Raw genomic sequence first — 15,433 nt, 5'->3', positions numbered from 1 at the left:
ACGAGCGCGAGCCGAACGCTGGACCTACTGGGCTGAACGGGCGCGGGAGTCATCAGTTATCTCTGGCTCCTGCGCCCGTTGTGCGTGATAGGCAAGTATTTGCAGCTCGGTAGCCATGTCGACCTTCCGCAGCTGAACCCCGTCCGGCACCTGCAGCACCACCGGGGCAAAACTCAGGATGCTGGTGATCCCTGCAGCGACCAACCTGTCACACAGCGCCTGCGCCACCGCCGCAGGCACGGCAAGGACCGCCATATTGGCGCGGGTCCGTTCCAGCACCTGCTCCAGGTCGGCCACCGGACTGACCCGCAGCCAGCCCACCTCGGCTCCGACCACCAGCTGGTCGGCGTCAAAGAGAGAAACAATTTCGAATCCCCGGGATTCAAACCCGGAGTAGCCGGCGAGTGCCCGGCCCAGGTTGCCCGCCCCCAGGATCGCTACCCGCCAGTCATGGGTCAGGCCGAGAGCCGCCGAGATCTGCCGGTTCAGGTATTGCACGTCGTAACCGACACCCCGCGTGCCGTAGGAGCCGAGGTACGACAGGTCCTTGCGCAGGATCGGGGAGTTGACGCCGGCAGCCTCCGCCAGGCGGTCGGATGACACCCGTTCGGTGCCTTCCGCCAGGAAGGAATTCAGTGCGCGCAGATAGATGGTCAAGCGCGTCAGGGAGGCGCTGGGGATCTGGCGCGCGGCGCTGCCGCCCATCGACAGTCGCAGCTCGGGTACTTCCGGCGTCGTCACTTTCCATCGCTCCGTTTGCTATCCACCAGCCGTCAGGCGGCAGGGTTGCACGACGCCGGACCAGCCGACGCCGTGGGTAACTCCACTTTAGGGTGCAGAGGGGACCGCACAAAGCCGGGGTTGCCCGAGGGGACCGTCATGGGGCCAGGAGCGATCGAAGCCGCCGCTCGTCAATCTTCCAGAAGTCACGTTGCACACCGTCAATGAACAGCACCGGGATCTCCTCGGCGAACTTCTCGAGCAGGTCCGACCTCTCCTCCGTCGACAGCTCCCGCCAGGGCACAGCCAGCTCGCCGCAAACCAATTCGACCACAGCCCGGGCATCAGCGCACAGGTGGCAGCCGGGCCGGGTGAGCAGCTCCACCCTCGGGGCGGACACCTCGCCCTCTGGAACGTCGGACGGTGGTGTAGGGGTCATGCCACCCAAGTTACCGCCTCACCGGTGAGCACACAGTATCGGGCCGTGGCCCGATGCAATTGATTTAGACTCAGAGCATGTCCGTTGCCAGCACCGGACCCCTGCGCGTGGTCCCAGGGGTAGCCGACACCCTCCCCGGCCCAGGAGGAGATGCCGCATTCTTCGACGTCGACAACACCATGATGCGCGGCGCCAGCCTTTTCCACGTGGGACGGAAGATGTATCAGCGCAGGGCCTTCACCCTCCGTTTCGCCGTCGGGCTGGCCTGGAAACAACTCCGCTTCGTCATGCGTGGCGAGAACATGACCGACATCAATTCAGTGCGCGACGCAGCGTTGGCCTTCGCCATCGGCATTGCCCACGAGGACGTGTTGGCGCTGGGCGAAGAAGTGTACGACGAGATGATCGCCTCCAAGATCTGGCCCGGTGCACGTGCCCTGGCCGAACAGCACCTGAAGTCAGGGCGACGCGTCTGGCTTGTCACCGGGACACCCGTCGAGGTGGCCAGCGTGATCGCCAACAGGCTGGGACTGACCGGCGCACTCGGCACCGTCGGTGAAGTGGCTGATGGCCTGTACACCGGGAAGCTCGTGGGCGAGTTTCTTCACGGGCCAGCCAAGGCGGTTGCGGTTCGCGCGCTGGCGGAGAAGGAAGGCCTCAATCTCCGGCGGTGCTGGGGATACTCCGATTCCTTCAATGACATCCCCCTGCTGACCATTGTGGGCCATCCGGTGGCGATCAACCCGGACCGGAGACTCCGGCGGCATGCACGGGAGAACAACTGGCCGATCTACGACTTCCGCAGCGGCCGACGTGCCGCCACTCTGGGGCTGAAGGCGGCCACGGGTGCCGGCGCGGTCTACGGGCTCTGGCGTGGGTTCACCAGGATGCGCGGGAACTAGGCAGAGCCAGGCTCTCACTCTCGATCTGGTTGACACTGGGTCGGGCTTAACGCTGAAGGGCCCGCCACCGAAGTGACGGACCCTTCAAAAAACTGAAAAAATGAAGCTACTTCTTGTTGCGACGCTGGTGACGGGTCTTACGAAGCAGCTTGCGGTGCTTCTTCTTGGCCATACGCTTGCGGCGCTTCTTAATTACTGAACCCATAAAGTCCTCACAAACTGATCTTCGGTTTCCGACACGGCCCGGGTGGGGCCAACGATCGGATTCTGACAATAACGCAACTACCTACGCGGATCGGCCTTTCCGCCACTCGGGCGCACGGCCAACAGCGCGTAAAACGCTCCTTAACAGGGTACCGCTAATTGTGACCTCTCCCGACCGGACTACTTCGGGGAGATCGGCGGCCTGAGAACCCGGCGCCGACTAGCCCGTCTCGGACTGGCCGTCCACCACCGCGCCCCTGACAAATTGTTCGACAGCCGATTCCGGCACCCGGTAGGACCGGCCGAAGCGGACTGCTGGCATTTCGCCGGAGTGAATCAGGCGATAAACGGTCATTTTGGAGACTCGCATCATGTCGGCCACCTCGGCCACCGTCACAAACCGAACGTCCGAGAAATTGCTCGCGTCTACCATCCCACATTGCTCCTAAAACTGAGGCTTGCACCCAACGTGTGCAACCTGAGGCGTGCCTCGTGGCAGCCCAAACGGCCTGTCGCCACGTGTTGGGAAGAGTCCGCCACCTAGTACTCTAGTTGCTGCTGTGACCAAAGTGAAAGTGTCGCCGGCGCCGCCGAGCGGGATGGCCGCGGCAGGATCAGTCGCGTCGACGCCTCAGTTTCGGGAGCTGTGCGAAGAGGTCAGCTGCACGTTCGGCAGCCCTGCCCACAGTGCGACCGAAGGCTTGCTGGCCGGCAAGGTCGGTGGCCGGATCAACAGCTGTCGCGAGGACCGTTGACGGGCGCGGAGCAACTGCAGCGAGTTCGGGCTCTGGCGGCGTCTTGGCCGGGAGGTCGAACGAACCCAACCAGAGTTCTATCTCTCGCAGCGGCGCGGGGTTCAGTGAATAGTAGCGGCGCTGTCCCTGCGCCCGCATCGATACCAGGCCGGCAACACGCAAAACCTTCAGGTGCTTCGAGACAGTCGGCTGGCTGACTTCGAGCTCGTCGACCAGCTCGCCTACCGCTTTGTCGCCGGCGCGGAGCGACCCCAGAATCTCCCGGCGGGTACCCTCCGCGACGACGGCAAAAACATCCTCTATGACCATTCCATTACCCTAGCGGCATATATGCGTTCGATGCTAGTCAAACCACGGATCGAGGCCGTGCAGTGGAAAGATTGCCTTCCGGGTGGCCATCACCGTGCGGTCCAGCTCGTCGTTGGGATCGTAGCCGACTTCCCAGGAGCGCCACCAGGTATCCGCGCCGTCACCCATCAGGAGAGGCGCCGTCGTCCCGTACTGCTCGAGCACGTAGGATCGCCAGGACTCGGGCACCGGAGTCTTGGGCCCGACGGACACACCGGCGGCCACCGCAATCAGTGTTGACCAGACACGGGGCACCACGCTCGTGAGGTTGTACCCTCCGCCGCCGGTGGCGATCCAACGGCCCTCGCAGACCCGCGCTGCCAGGTCACTGATGCTGACCATCAGGTCGCGTTGGGCATCGACGCTGATCCTGAGATTGGTCAGCGGGTCGTCAACATGGCTATCGCAGCCATGCTGACTCAGGATGACCTCGGGCTGGAAGGCTTCCGCGAGCGGCGGAACCACTGCGTGGAATGCGCGGAGGAAGGCGCCATCGCCAGCCAGGGTCGGTAGTGCAACGTTGACCGCGTATCCCTCGGCGCGCGGTCCCCCTACCTCGTTGGCAAATCCGGTACCCGGGAACAGGCTCATCCCGGTCTCATGCAGCGAAATGGTCATCACCCGCGGGTCATTCCAGAAGATGCTCTGGGTTCCGTCACCGTGGTGGGCGTCGACGTCGATATAGAGGACCCGTTGAGTCCCCGAGTCGAGCAGCCGCTGGATGGCGGCGGCGGCGTCGTTGTAGATACAGAACCCGCTGGCCATGGAGCGGCCAGCGTGATGCATCCCGCCGCCGAAGTTCACCGCATGCACTGCACGCCCCGCAAGAATGGCGTCGGCGGCGGCCAGCGAACCGCCAACCAGCCGCGCGCTGGCCTCATGCATCCCAGCGAACGCAGGATTGTCAGCGGTGCCCAGCCCCACTGCCTGGTCCGCCTGCTCGGGATCCGCTCCGGCCGTCCGCACCGCGTCGATGTAGTCGTCGTCGTGGACGGTAGCCAGTTCCGCGTCAGTTGCCACGAACGGTGGGGTGAGGGTGACGGCCTGGTGGTCGAAGAGACCCAGGTCAGTGGAAAGACGTGCCGTGAGCGCCAGCCGCTGCGGGTTCATCGGGTGCGTCGGGCCAAAGTTGTAGGCCAGCATTGAGTCGTCCCAGACAACGCTGGTGGGGATCGACGGGGATTCGCTACTCATCACTGACAGGCTACGTGATTTGCGGGATGTCTGGACACGGTGGCATCCCGGAAGTGGTTTACTACTCGGAGGACATCTGGTGTAATCCAGCCGAAGTCGAGACCGCGGAACCGGGGCAAAGCGAGCGCTATGGCAAGACAACAGCCGTCCTGGCTGCGGGAAGAGCAGAGCGTATACCTGAGGCTGCTGGCTCGCGTCCGGGACTTCATCGACGGGGTGGCGAACAGTTCCCCCGCCCGCGTCGCGCTGATCATCTTCTTTAGCGTCATCCTCATCTTCACCGCCCTGCTGAGCCTGCCGATAGCGACCGCCGACGGTGAGGCCGCCCCCCTGCACGATGCGATGTTCACCGCGGTGTCAGCGGTCTGCGTGGTCGGGCTGACAGTTGTCTCCACCGCGGCGTACTGGTCCTTCTTCGGTCAGCTGGTGATCCTGATTGCCATTTTCGTGGGCGGCCTCGGCACCCTGACCCTTGCGTCGCTGCTCGCACTGATGGTGAGCAAGCGGCTCGGAGTGCGCGGCAAGCTGCTGGCACAGTCGGCACTCAACAACGCCAGCCGGCTCGGCGAAGTGGGAACGCTGCTGCGGATCGTGATCACCACGTCGGTGGTGGTCGAGATTGTGCTCGCCCTGATGCTGATCCCACGGTTCATGGTGCTCGGGGAACCGTTCTGGCTCGCTGTCTGGCACGGCGTGTTCTACTCCATTTCCGCTTTCAACAACGCCGGTTTCACGCCACACTCCGACGGGCTGGTTCCCTACGAGACCGACCTGTTCATCCTGGTACCCCTGATGATTGGCGTGTTTCTGGGTAGCCTCGGCTTTCCCGTCATCCTGGTCCTCATCCAGTACCGGCTCAGGGTCCGCAAATGGAGCCTCCACACCAAGCTCACCGTCAATGTCTCGCTGATTCTTCTGGTGGCCGGCGCAGTCGCCTGGGGGGCGATGGAATGGTCCAACAACCGGACCATCGGCGGATTCAACGACGGCGACAAGGTGATCCATGCCCTCTTCGCCTCGGTGATGACACGCTCGGGCGGGTTCAACCTGGTGGACCAGGCGGAGATGGGCTCGGCGACGATGCTGCTGACCGACGCCCTGATGTTCGCTGGCGGTGGGTCCGCCTCCACCGCGGGCGGCATCAAGGTGACCACCATCGCCGTCATGTTCCTTGCTATCGTGGCTGAAGCCCGCGGCAACTCCGATGTGAAGGCCTACGGACGCAAAATCCCCGAGGGTGTGATGCGGGTGGCCATCTCGGTGATCTTCATGGGCGCAACCCTGGTGCTGGTGGCCTGCGGGATCCTGCTCTGGATGACCGAGGAGGACCTGAACCGGGTGCTCTTCGAGGTGATCTCGGCCTTCGCCACCTGTGGGCTGAGCACCAACCTCAGCGCCGAGTTGCCCCCGGAGGGCAAGTATGTGCTGTCCGCGCTGATGTTCGCTGGCCGGATGGGGACCATCACGCTCGCCTCCGCGCTAGCCCTGCGGCAACGCAGTACCCTCTACCACTACCCCGAAGAGAGGCCAATCATTGGCTGAGAGACCAGCACACAACGCACCGGTCCTGGTGATCGGGCTGGGCCGCTTTGGCTCAGCAACCGCCGACCAACTGGTGAAGCAGGGCCGCGAGGTCCTGGCGATTGAACGCGACACCCAGCTCGTCCAGAAGTGGTCGGGGGTGCTCACCCATGTGGTCGAGGCCGATGCCACCAACATTGACGCGCTCCGCCAGCTGGGGGCGCAGGAGTTCACCGCCGCCGTCGTCGGCGTGGGAACGTCGATCGAGTCAAGCGTGCTGATTACGGCGAACCTGGTGGACCTCGGCATCGACCACCTGTGGGTCAAGGCGATTACTCCGGCGCATGGAAAGATCCTGAAGCGGATCGGCGCCAACCACGTCATCTACCCCGAGGCGGACGCCGGGGTGCGGGCAGCCCACTTGGTGGGCGGTCGCATGCTGGACTTCATCGAGTTCGACGACGGCTTCGCGATCGTGAAGATGTACCCACCCAAGGAGACCCAGGGGTTCACCCTCGGCGAGTCAGCGGTACGGTCCAAATACGGCGTCACAGTGGTCGGCGTGAAATCGCCGGGCGAGGACTTTACCTACGCCCGGCCGGACACCAAGGTGACCAGCCGGGACATGCTGATTGTCTCCGGCCATGTGGATCTGCTGGAACGCTTCGCCGCCCGCCCCTGACCCGGAAGCATCCGGGTGGGGCGGGTCATCGGTTAGCTGTCCAGCTCCTCGGTGATCGCCTTGGCACGGTTGCTGGCGGACCGGGCTCCCGCGGCGACGATCACTGGCAGGTCCAGCCGGTCGAAGGTGGCAATCGCCTGCTCGGTGGTGCCGTTGGGGCTGGTCACTGCCCGTCGGAGCGCGGTGGGGTCGGCTCCCGGCTCCGCCAGCATCAAACCGGCTCCGGCCACCGTCTCGGTGGCCAGGACCTTGGCCAGCTCAGGATCGAGGCCCAGCTCCACGCCGGCCGCGGCCATCGCCTCCGCAAGGTAGAACACATAAGCAGGGCCGGAGCCGCTGACCGCCGACAGGGCGTCGACCTGACTCTCCGGAATATCCACCACCGTTCCGGCGGAGCTGAGGATCTCCCTCGCCTGCGCCATCAGGGCCGCATCGGCGTGAGTACCCGCCGAGATGGAGAGCACTCCCCTGCCGAGCCGGGACGGCGTGTTCGGCATGGATCGGATGACCGGCTGGCCTTCAGGGAGGGCGGCCTCCAGCATCGCCAGGGAGATGGCCGCGGCGACGCTCAGGACGGTGGTGGTCGGTTTCAGCACTGGAGCGATTTCGCGGGCGAGGTCGATGGTTCCTACCGGCTTGACGCCCATGATGACGACGTCGGCTCCCGCCGCGGCCACCCGGTTGGCCTCCGGGTCTTCCGAGGTGGCAAGCACCGTAATGCCATGGGTGCCGCGCAGCTCTGCTGCCCGTTCCGCTCCCCGGACCGTCGCGCTCACGCGCTCGGGTGAAAGCCCGCCGGCGAGCAGGCCCCCCAGAATTGCCTCATTCATGGAGCCGCAGCCGAGGAAGGAAATCGTGGGTTCAGGGGTGTTATTCATGAATCCATCCTGCCACGGCCGAATTCCCAGCGATATCCCAGCCTCCTCAGGCATATTCACGAGGAAATAACAGTACACTCGTTATTGCCTCATAAAGGTGCGAGTGATGACGGATCAGGCCTTAGGGTCTGATCCGTCTCAGGTGCCGGTGAGCGACGCAAGCTTGCCCCCCACTCGCTTGGACAGCTCGCCGGCACCGTTCCCTTTAAGGGGAACACTCAGGTGCCTCACGGCTAACGCACAAGTAGCGGTCCTAGTGTTGGTAACACCTCCTCGAGGTGCGAGTGATAACCGTCAGGCTTCCTTGGCCTGACCCAGGTGTCGTCGAGCAAAAGCGAGTGTTTCCCCCAACCACTTGTCCCGCTCGTCGGCACCTTTCGCTTTTCTGGTGCTGACCTCGACCGCCACCACCCCGGTGAACCCCGAGTCACCGAGGAACTGCAGGGATTCGGCGCAGCGCTGTGTCCCCTGCCCCGGCAACAAGTGCTCGTCCCTGCCGTTGGGCGTACCGTCGGTCAGGTGCACGTGCGATAACCGGTCGCCGAGCGTCCGCATTTCGTCGAGCGAATCCATCCCGGCAATCGCTGCATGGGAGAAGTCCCAGGTGACCGCTTCATAGCCCTGCGGCACCGGGTTCCAGTGCGGCAGATAGGCCTTCGCCTCACGACCCCGGACCCGCCACGGATACATGTTCTCGACCGCGACTGTCACCCCATATTCGGCGGTGATGCGCTGCACCCCCTCGGCGAAGTTTTCGGCATAGCCGCTCTGCCACCGGAAGGGTGGATGGACCACTACAGTCGTTGCCCCGACCTCCGCCGCCATCGCGGCCGACATTTCCACCTTGGTCCACGCCTTGCCCCACACCTGCTGGGTGAGCAGGAGGGTCGGGGCATGGATCGCCACAATCGGCTGGTCATACTCTCGGCTGAGCGCGCTGAGCATGTCCGGATTCTGGCTGACATGGTTGTTGGTGACCATCACCTCGACGCCGTCATAGCCCAGGTTCCGGGATACGGCGAACGCCTCATGCACCGCGAGGGGGTAGACGGATGCGCTGGAGAGCGCGACCCGCACCCCGTCCCGCTGCGGTGCAGCTTCCCCGCTCACAGTGCCGCGCGTCCTGCCCACGGGGTGTCTTGGAGGGCCGAATTCAGTTGCACATGACCGACGCCGACCGCTGGCATCGGTTCCTGCGCTTCGAACATCTTCGTATCGAACCGTCGAAGCAGTAGGCCTTCGCGGAGCGCCCACGGACAGATCTTCACGCTGTCCACCTTGAACGCCTCAAGGGCAGCCTCGGCCACCAGTGCACCGGCGAGCACCTGCGCCGCCCGGGCCTCGGAGACGCCGTCGAGGTTGACCCGGTCCTTCACTGACATGGCCGCCAGGCGCTTGGTCCAGAGGGACAGGTCCTCGAGACGGAGCTCCCTGCGCACGAACGGCCCTGCCGCCGACGGCGCCGCGCCAGCCAGTCTGGCCAGCGACCGGAACGTCTTGGATGTCCCCGCCACCAGATGCGGTTCACCGAGGGAAGCGAACTCAGCGGCCGCCTCCTTCATGGTGCCGCGGATGTATCGCCGGAGGTTCTTGACGCTCTTCGCGGTGGGCGGGTCAGCCGAGAGCCAGTCCCGGGTAAGCCGTCCGGCTCCGAGTGGCACCGAGATGGCGACCTCGGGCAGTTCGTCGGCGCCCATGGCCATTTCGAAGGAGCCGCCGCCGATGTCGAGGTTGAGAATTGAGCCGGCGCTCCAGCCGTACCAGCGACGGACGGCCTGGAACGTCATGGCCGCTTCCTGGTCGCCGGTGAGCTCCTGAAGCGCTACGGCGGTTTCCTCCTTGACCCGCTGCAGCACGGCGGCCCCGTTCGCGGACTCCCGGATGGCCGAGGTGCAGAAAGCGAGGAAGTCTTCAGCACCGTGGCGGTCGGCGAACTTCCGCGCTTCCTTGACGAAGCTGATCAGCTCATCCTGCCCCTGATCGGTGATGGCGCCGTCGGCGTCCAGGTGCGCCACCAACTGGAGTGGACGCTTGTGGGACGCGAAGGGTACCGGTCGTGCCCCGGCATGCGCATCCACCAGGAGCAGGTGCACCGTATTTGATCCAATATCGAGGACGCCTAGACGCATGATTCCATTATGTCTCGTGAGCTACTTCCGTTGACGACGCGCCCCCACGACGTCCTGTGACTGATCGGGCCTACCCGGTGGCATCCGCCACCGAACCTTTACTTGCGTGCAGCAACTTTACGCTTGGCTGGCGCCCGGGTGGCCGGCTTCTTCTTCGGCACCGGGCCCTTGGCGCGCTTCTCCGCCAGAAGGTCGAGCGCCATCTCCCGGGTCAGCTCCTCGATGGCCATCGACCGCGGAACGGTGATGTTGGTGACGCCGTCGGTAATGTACGGGCCGAAGCGACCGTCCTTGACCACTACCGGCTTCTCGGAGACCGGGTCGTCACCGAACTCGGCGAGCGGCGGGGCAGCCACCCGGCCGCCCCGCTGCTTCGGCTGCGAATAGATCTCCAGCGCCTGCTCGAGGGTGATGGTGAAGATTTCCTCTTCCGACCCGATGGACCGCGAATCGGTGCCCTTCTTCAGGTAGGGACCGAACCGCCCGTTCTGGACAGTGATCTCCTTGCCCTCGGCATCAGTTCCAAGGATCCGGGGAAGATTCATCAGCTTCAGGGCATCCTCAAGCGTGACAGTTTCCAGCGACATCGACGCGAACAGGGAGCCCGTCCGCGGCTTCTCCTTCACCGGCTTTTTGGGCGGCTTCGGCTTGCCGTTCTTGTAGTACTCGACCGGCTGCTTGGCCAGTTCCTCCTCGGTGACCTCCGGGATCAGTTCGATCACGTAGGGCCCGTACCGGCCGTCGCGGGCTACGATCGTGCGTCCCGTTTCGGGGTCCTCCCCAAGGACGCGCTCTTCGGTGCCGGACGAGTTCATCAGTTCGATGGCCTTCTCAACGGTCAGCTCATCGGGAGCGAGATCCTCGGGCACGTTCGCGCGTTGCGGCTCGGTGCCCTCCTCGGCGTCGGGGTCGAGTGGCTTCTCCAGGTAGGGACCGAACTTGCCGACCCGCAGGGTGATGCCCTCAGCGATCTCGATCGAGTTGATCTTGCGTGCATCAATCTCGCCCAGGTCATTCACGATGGTGTGCAGCCCGGTGACCTTGCGGTCCCCGTAGTAGAAGTGGTTCAGCCAGTCGACCCGGCCAGCCTCGCCGCGGGCAATGCGGTCAAGGTCCTCTTCCAGCTCGGCCGTGAAGTCGTAGTCGACGTAGTCGTGGAAATGTTCCTCCAGCAACCGGACCACCGAGAAAGCGATCCAGCTGGGAACCAGGGCCTGCCCACGGGTGCGCACATACCCGCGGTCCATGATGGTGGAAATGGTCGCGGCGTACGTGGAGGGACGGCCGATGCCGAGCTCCTCAAGCACCTTCACCAGGGAGGCTTCGGTGTAACGCGGCGGCGGCGAGGTCTCATGCCCGACGGCGGTGACTTCCTCGGCGCCCAGCTTGTCCCCGGCGCTGAGGTTGGGGAGCCGCGCTCCCTGCCCACCGTCGTCGGCGGCGTCCTGTTCGTTGCGACCGGCGTCCTTGCCTTCCTCGTAGGCGGCCATGAAACCGCGGAAGGTGATCACCGTTCCGGAAGCGGAGAACTCGGCGTCGCGGGTCCTGCCGTCCGGTCCGGTTGCCAGCGCACCTAGCCGGACGGTCGCCGTCGAGCCCTTGGCGTCAGCCATCTGGGAGGCAACGGTCCGCTTCCAGATAAGTTCGTACAGGCGGAACTCGTCGCCGCGGAGCTGGCCGGCCACCTGGGCCGGGGTACGGAAGGAGTCACCCGCGGGACGGATGGCCTCGTGGGCCTCCTGTGCGTTCTTCGACTTGCCCTTATAGACCCGGCGGGCGTCCGGCACATATTCGGCGCCGTACAGTTCGGAGGCCTGGCGGCGGGCAGCGTTGACAGCCTGGTCCGACAGGGCTGGCGAGTCGGTTCGCATGTAGGTGATGTAGCCGTTTTCGTACAGCCGCTGTGCCACCTGCATGGTGACCCGGGAGGAGAAGCGGAGCTTGCGTGCCGCTTCCTGCTGCAGGGTCGACGTCGTGAAAGGCGCCGCCGGGCGGCGGGTATAGGGCTTGGTGTCCACTGACCGGACGGCGAACTCGGAGGTCTGGAGTTCGGCTGCCAGGGATTCGGCGGTCTCGGCGTCGAGCCGTGCAACTGTCGATGACTTCAGCTCGCCCAGGTCGTTGAAGTCCTTGCCGGTGGCGACGCGGGCACCGTCGAGGCTGACCAGTTTGGCGCCGAAGGATTGCCGTTCGTCGCCGCTCAGCGGCGAAAACGAACCAGTCAGGTCCCAGTACGAGGCGGCGCGGAACGCCATCCGTTCCCGTTCGCGTTCCACCACGAGGCGGGTCGCAACCGACTGCACCCGGCCAGCGGAGAGCCCGCGGGCCACCTTGCGCCACAGCACCGGCGAAATCTCGTAACCGTAGAGCCGGTCGAGGATCCGCCGGGTCTCCTGGGCATCGACCATGGGGATGTCGAGTTCGCGCATTTCCAGCAGGGCACGCTGGATGGCTTCCTTGGTGATTTCGGGGAAGGTCAGCCGGTATACGGGAACCTTGGGCTTGAGGACCTCGAGCAGGTGCCAGGCGATCGCTTCACCTTCGCGGTCACCGTCAGTTGCGAGGTAGAGGGCTTCGGCGCCCTTGAGTGCAGCCTTGAGCTCGGCGACGGTCTTCTTCTTGTTGGCGGAGACCACGTAGTAGGGCTCGAAGTCCTTGTCGAGGTCCACCGCGAACTTGCCGACACCGGTCTTCTTGAGCTCGGCGGGCAGGTCGGAGGGCTGGGGGAGATCCCGGATGTGCCCCATGGACGCCGTGACCTCGAAGCCCTCGCCAAGATAGCCCGCAATGGTTTTGCTCTTTGCGGGTGACTCAACAATGACGAGCTTGCGGCCGGGCTTCTTGTCCGTTGCCTTAGTGGGCACTTCTCTCCTATATATAGGTCGCTGATTTCGGTGCTGATTCAGCGTGGTTCGTGACGGGACGCCACTGGTTCTCTGGCCCCATACCCTTCACAGTATGCGGTATGCCTTCCTGCAATAGGGTAACGGCTCCGATGTAGGGGTGGTCACAAAAGCGCGATAACTGTGTACAACCTCTCGTCGCCGGATGCCCCGGGCGGGTGGCTAGTGGCCGACTTCGACGGGACGGTCCTGGTCCCAGTGGTCGTCGGCCGGGATGAGGAAGCCGTCAAGGAGAAGCTCCAGCACATCAGCGAGAAGCGCCTCCCGGAAGCCCTCGTCGTCCTGGCCGAGGAGGGCGCCGAGTGCCATCGTGATCTGACCGGCGGTGAGCTCGCCGTCGCAGGCGGAGACGAAGCCTGCCAGTTCGGTACTGAGGAGGTTCGTGCGCCGGAATCCTGCGCCCTGCCGCAGCAGGATCACGCCGGGGTGTTCAGCGCCGGGGCGCTGGTGCCGTTCCTCGGTGACGTCGTCGGACACCTCGAGGTGCTGGTCCGCGAGGTCCCCGGTGTGCGCGGTCGACCAGTCCTGGCGGCGCAGAGCAGCAGCGATGTGGGGGCCGATGGGCTGTTCCAGGGGGTGGGTAATCTCTTCGAACCTTCGCAGCGGTGCGGGCCCTGCCTGGCTGAGGCCGCCCGGTGGCTGGGTGCGGAGCACCACCGAGCCGAACCCGATGGCCTCGACGTTCCGGCTGGCGAAGTCGGCGAGATACGCAGAGTAACGCTCGGCGAACCAGTGGGGGTCGCGGGTTTCGGCGGCGTCCCGCAGCCAGGTCAGGGCATAGCCCGACGGCGTGAGCTGTTCCCGCTGGATCACCCAGCCATCCACTCCGGCGGGGATCCAGGACTCGATCCGTTCATGCCAGGTACCGCTGCCGGCCGTGATTTCCCAGTTGCCCAGCAGCTGGGCGGTTCCACCCTCGGTCAGCAGCGCCGGAAGGTCCCTGACCAGGGTGGAGACAATGTCGTCGCCCGGCAGCCCGCCGTCGCGGTAGGTGAACTGGTTAGCGGCGGATTCGCCGGGCTGGCGCGGGGTGATGACAAACGGTGGGTTGGAGACGATCAGGTCGAAGGTCTCCCCCGCCACGGGGTCCAGTAGGCTGCCCTGCCGGAGGGTGACCCGTGCCCCGAGATCCGCGGGGTCGAGCCGGAGACCCTCAGCGTTCAGGAGCAGGTTGAACCGGGTGAAGGCAAGAGCTCGCGTCGAGATGTCGGTGGCGGTGACATGTCGTGCGTGATCGAGCAGGTGAAAGGTCTGGATCCCGCAGCCGGTGCCCAGATCCAGGGCACGATCAACGGCTGGCCGGATGGTCAGTTGGGCGAGGTTCAAGGAGGCGTGACCGATTCCGAGGACATGGTCGCGCCGGAGGACGCCGGGCCGCTGGTGTTGCCCCAGGTCACTGGCAACCCACAGGTCACCGCTCGTGTCGGAGGTGTAGGGCCGCAGGTCGACAGTTGCATGCCAGTGGTCCGCGTCGGAGCGCTCAGCCAACCCCAGACGGTGCAACCCTTCCGGTCCCGTTCGGGGGAACGCCGTGCCCAATTGGTCGTCCGATATCCGCTCGCCGAGCATCCAGAGCAGGACGGGAGCGGCCGGCTGATCACCGGAGGTCCCCGCCTGCTGGCAGGCGAGCAGCGCCGGGATCAGCTGGTCCTTTTCCAACGCCTGCCAGGCTTCGTCGCCGACCAGCTCGGCAACGCCGTCGACCGTGTAGTTCAGTGCCAGAAGGTCAGCGGCCAGCTGCCCGAGCAGTGCGGGGTGGTTGCTGGCCGGGGCGTCGGGGACGTCGGCAACGAAATCGGTGGGGGTCACGCGGCACCTGCGGCAGTGGCCTCGGACTCGTCTGATTCGCAGCCCTGCGGGCACCGCAGGGTCGACGGGGAGGCCGCGCAGTCGGCGCAGTAGAGGGTGAGGTTCCGGCAGGCAAGGTTGGAGCAGTTCTCGAACTTGTTGGTGGGCGACGCGCAGCGGACACATTTGCCAATGGTCTTCGCATCCTTGGAGAACTCGACGTGCATGCGTTTGTCGAACACGTACAGCGACCCTTCCCAGAGGCCGGAGTCACCGTATTCCTCGCCGTACCGCACAATCCCGCCGTCGAGCTGGTACACCTCGGTGAAACCACGGTTGATCATCAGGCTGGACAGCACCTCGCAGCGGATCCCGCCGGTGCAGTAGGTGACCACCGGCTTGTCCTTGAGGTCGTCATACCGGCCGGAGTCCAGTTCGTTGACGAAGTCCTGGGTGGTGGCCACGTTGGGCACGATCGCGTTCCTGAACCGGCCGATCTGCGCTTCGAGGGCGTTGCGGCCGTCGAAGAAGACCACTTCTTCCCCGCTGGCTTTTTTCGCATCCACCAGCCGGTGCAGGTCAGCCGGTTTGAGGTGGGTGCCACCGCCCACCACCCCCGATTCGTTGACCTTGAGTTCGTTCGGGGCGCCGAAGGACACAATTTCGTCCCTCACTTTCACGCTGAGGCGGGGGAAGTCAGCCGCGCCGCCCTCCGACCACTTGATGTCCATCTTCTTGAAGGCAGGGTATTCGCGGATGGCTTTTACGTACTGTTTCATCGCGTTGAGCTCCCCGCCCACCGTGCCGTTGATCCCGTCTTTCGACAGGAGGATGCGTCCCCGCAGCCCCAGCTTCTCGCAGAGGGCGCGCTGCCAGAGGCGCACGGCTTCGGGGTCTGGCAATGGGGTGAAGGCGTAATAGAGCACAATGCGGTTCATGGACACGCATTTAAGCATAACGGCCCCTGTCA

15 protein-coding genes are annotated in these 15,433 nt (G+C 64.9%); 3 read left to right on the top strand and 12 right to left on the bottom strand.

Features of this window, described 5'->3' with window-relative positions:
* Positions 1 to 24: 24 nt before the first annotated feature.
* A complete protein-coding gene (locus tag HMI57_RS09750; RefSeq protein WP_171585927.1) occupies positions 25 to 705 on the bottom strand; it encodes a redox-sensing transcriptional repressor Rex in 681 nt (226 codons plus the stop codon).
* A 172-nt stretch (positions 706 to 877) separates the two neighbouring features.
* Positions 878 to 1,159 (bottom strand): glutaredoxin family protein, encoded by a 282-nt coding sequence (locus HMI57_RS09745; RefSeq protein ID WP_171585783.1) that lies wholly within the window; start codon positions 1,157 to 1,159, stop codon positions 878 to 880.
* A gap of 77 nt (positions 1,160 to 1,236) precedes the next feature.
* Between HMI57_RS09745 and HMI57_RS09740 the strand changes: the two genes are divergently transcribed.
* Positions 1,237 to 2,061 (top strand): HAD-IB family hydrolase, encoded by an 825-nt coding sequence (locus HMI57_RS09740; protein ID WP_228721034.1) that lies wholly within the window; start codon positions 1,237 to 1,239, stop codon positions 2,059 to 2,061.
* A gap of 106 nt (positions 2,062 to 2,167) precedes the next feature.
* Here HMI57_RS09740 and HMI57_RS09735 read toward each other — a convergent pair whose 3' ends face one another.
* From HMI57_RS09735 to HMI57_RS09720, 4 genes are all read right to left on the bottom strand, one after another.
* Positions 2,168 to 2,266 (bottom strand): AURKAIP1/COX24 domain-containing protein, encoded by a 99-nt coding sequence (locus HMI57_RS09735; RefSeq protein ID WP_003792170.1) that lies wholly within the window; start codon positions 2,264 to 2,266, stop codon positions 2,168 to 2,170.
* 219 nt (positions 2,267 to 2,485) lie between these two features.
* Positions 2,486 to 2,698: a helix-turn-helix domain-containing protein gene (locus HMI57_RS09730; RefSeq protein WP_171585781.1), complete on the bottom strand. Its 213-nt coding sequence runs from the start codon at positions 2,696 to 2,698 to the stop codon at positions 2,486 to 2,488.
* Positions 2,699 to 2,879: 181 nt separating this feature from the next.
* Positions 2,880 to 3,329: a metalloregulator ArsR/SmtB family transcription factor gene (locus tag HMI57_RS09725; RefSeq protein ID WP_171585779.1), complete on the bottom strand. Its 450-nt coding sequence runs from the start codon at positions 3,327 to 3,329 to the stop codon at positions 2,880 to 2,882.
* A 33-nt stretch (positions 3,330 to 3,362) separates the two neighbouring features.
* Positions 3,363 to 4,562, bottom strand: a complete 1,200-nt coding sequence (locus HMI57_RS09720) for an acetoin utilization protein AcuC (RefSeq protein WP_171585777.1) — start codon at positions 4,560 to 4,562, stop codon at positions 3,363 to 3,365.
* Positions 4,563 to 4,691: 129 nt separating this feature from the next.
* Here HMI57_RS09720 and HMI57_RS09715 point away from each other — a divergent pair, with 129 nt between their 5' ends.
* Positions 4,692 to 6,104, top strand: coding sequence for a potassium transporter TrkG (locus tag HMI57_RS09715; RefSeq protein ID WP_228721033.1), 1,413 nt, complete (start codon positions 4,692 to 4,694; stop codon positions 6,102 to 6,104).
* Positions 6,097 to 6,765 (top strand): TrkA family potassium uptake protein, encoded by a 669-nt coding sequence (locus HMI57_RS09710; RefSeq protein WP_171585775.1) that lies wholly within the window; start codon positions 6,097 to 6,099, stop codon positions 6,763 to 6,765. The genes HMI57_RS09715 and HMI57_RS09710 overlap by 8 nt, the downstream gene beginning before the upstream one ends.
* Before the next feature lie 32 nt (positions 6,766 to 6,797).
* On the opposite strand, the gene proC is transcribed toward HMI57_RS09710, so the two are convergent.
* The 6 genes from proC to HMI57_RS19095 form a co-directional block, all read right to left on the bottom strand.
* Complete coding sequence (gene proC, locus HMI57_RS09705) at positions 6,798 to 7,643, bottom strand: pyrroline-5-carboxylate reductase (protein ID WP_171585773.1); 846 nt, start codon at positions 7,641 to 7,643, stop codon at positions 6,798 to 6,800.
* A 294-nt stretch (positions 7,644 to 7,937) separates the two neighbouring features.
* Positions 7,938 to 8,753 (bottom strand): sugar phosphate isomerase/epimerase, encoded by an 816-nt coding sequence (locus tag HMI57_RS09700; RefSeq protein ID WP_346655182.1) that lies wholly within the window; start codon positions 8,751 to 8,753, stop codon positions 7,938 to 7,940.
* Entirely contained in the window at positions 8,750 to 9,772 is a 1,023-nt protein-coding gene (locus HMI57_RS09695) for a Ppx/GppA family phosphatase (RefSeq protein ID WP_171585769.1), read from the bottom strand. The genes HMI57_RS09700 and HMI57_RS09695 overlap by 4 nt, the downstream gene beginning before the upstream one ends.
* A 98-nt stretch (positions 9,773 to 9,870) precedes the next feature.
* Positions 9,871 to 12,636, bottom strand: a complete 2,766-nt coding sequence (gene topA / locus HMI57_RS09690) for a type I DNA topoisomerase (RefSeq protein WP_171585767.1) — start codon at positions 12,634 to 12,636, stop codon at positions 9,871 to 9,873.
* Positions 12,637 to 12,837: 201 nt separating this feature from the next.
* Complete coding sequence (locus tag HMI57_RS09685) at positions 12,838 to 14,484, bottom strand: class I SAM-dependent methyltransferase (protein ID WP_346655181.1); 1,647 nt, start codon at positions 14,482 to 14,484, stop codon at positions 12,838 to 12,840.
* Positions 14,481 to 15,407: a rhodanese-related sulfurtransferase gene (locus HMI57_RS19095; RefSeq protein WP_346655180.1), complete on the bottom strand. Its 927-nt coding sequence runs from the start codon at positions 15,405 to 15,407 to the stop codon at positions 14,481 to 14,483. Before HMI57_RS19095 ends, HMI57_RS09685 begins: the two co-directional genes overlap by 4 nt.
* Between the last annotated feature and the right edge of the window lie 26 nt (positions 15,408 to 15,433).

It is taken from the genome of Arthrobacter sp. 260, assembly GCF_013116745.1.
In the GTDB taxonomy this organism is placed as follows: Bacteria; Actinomycetota; Actinomycetes; order Actinomycetales; family Micrococcaceae; genus Arthrobacter_D.
Note: the sequence above shows the minus strand (reverse complement) of the source record. Positions and strands in the feature narration are given on the sequence as shown.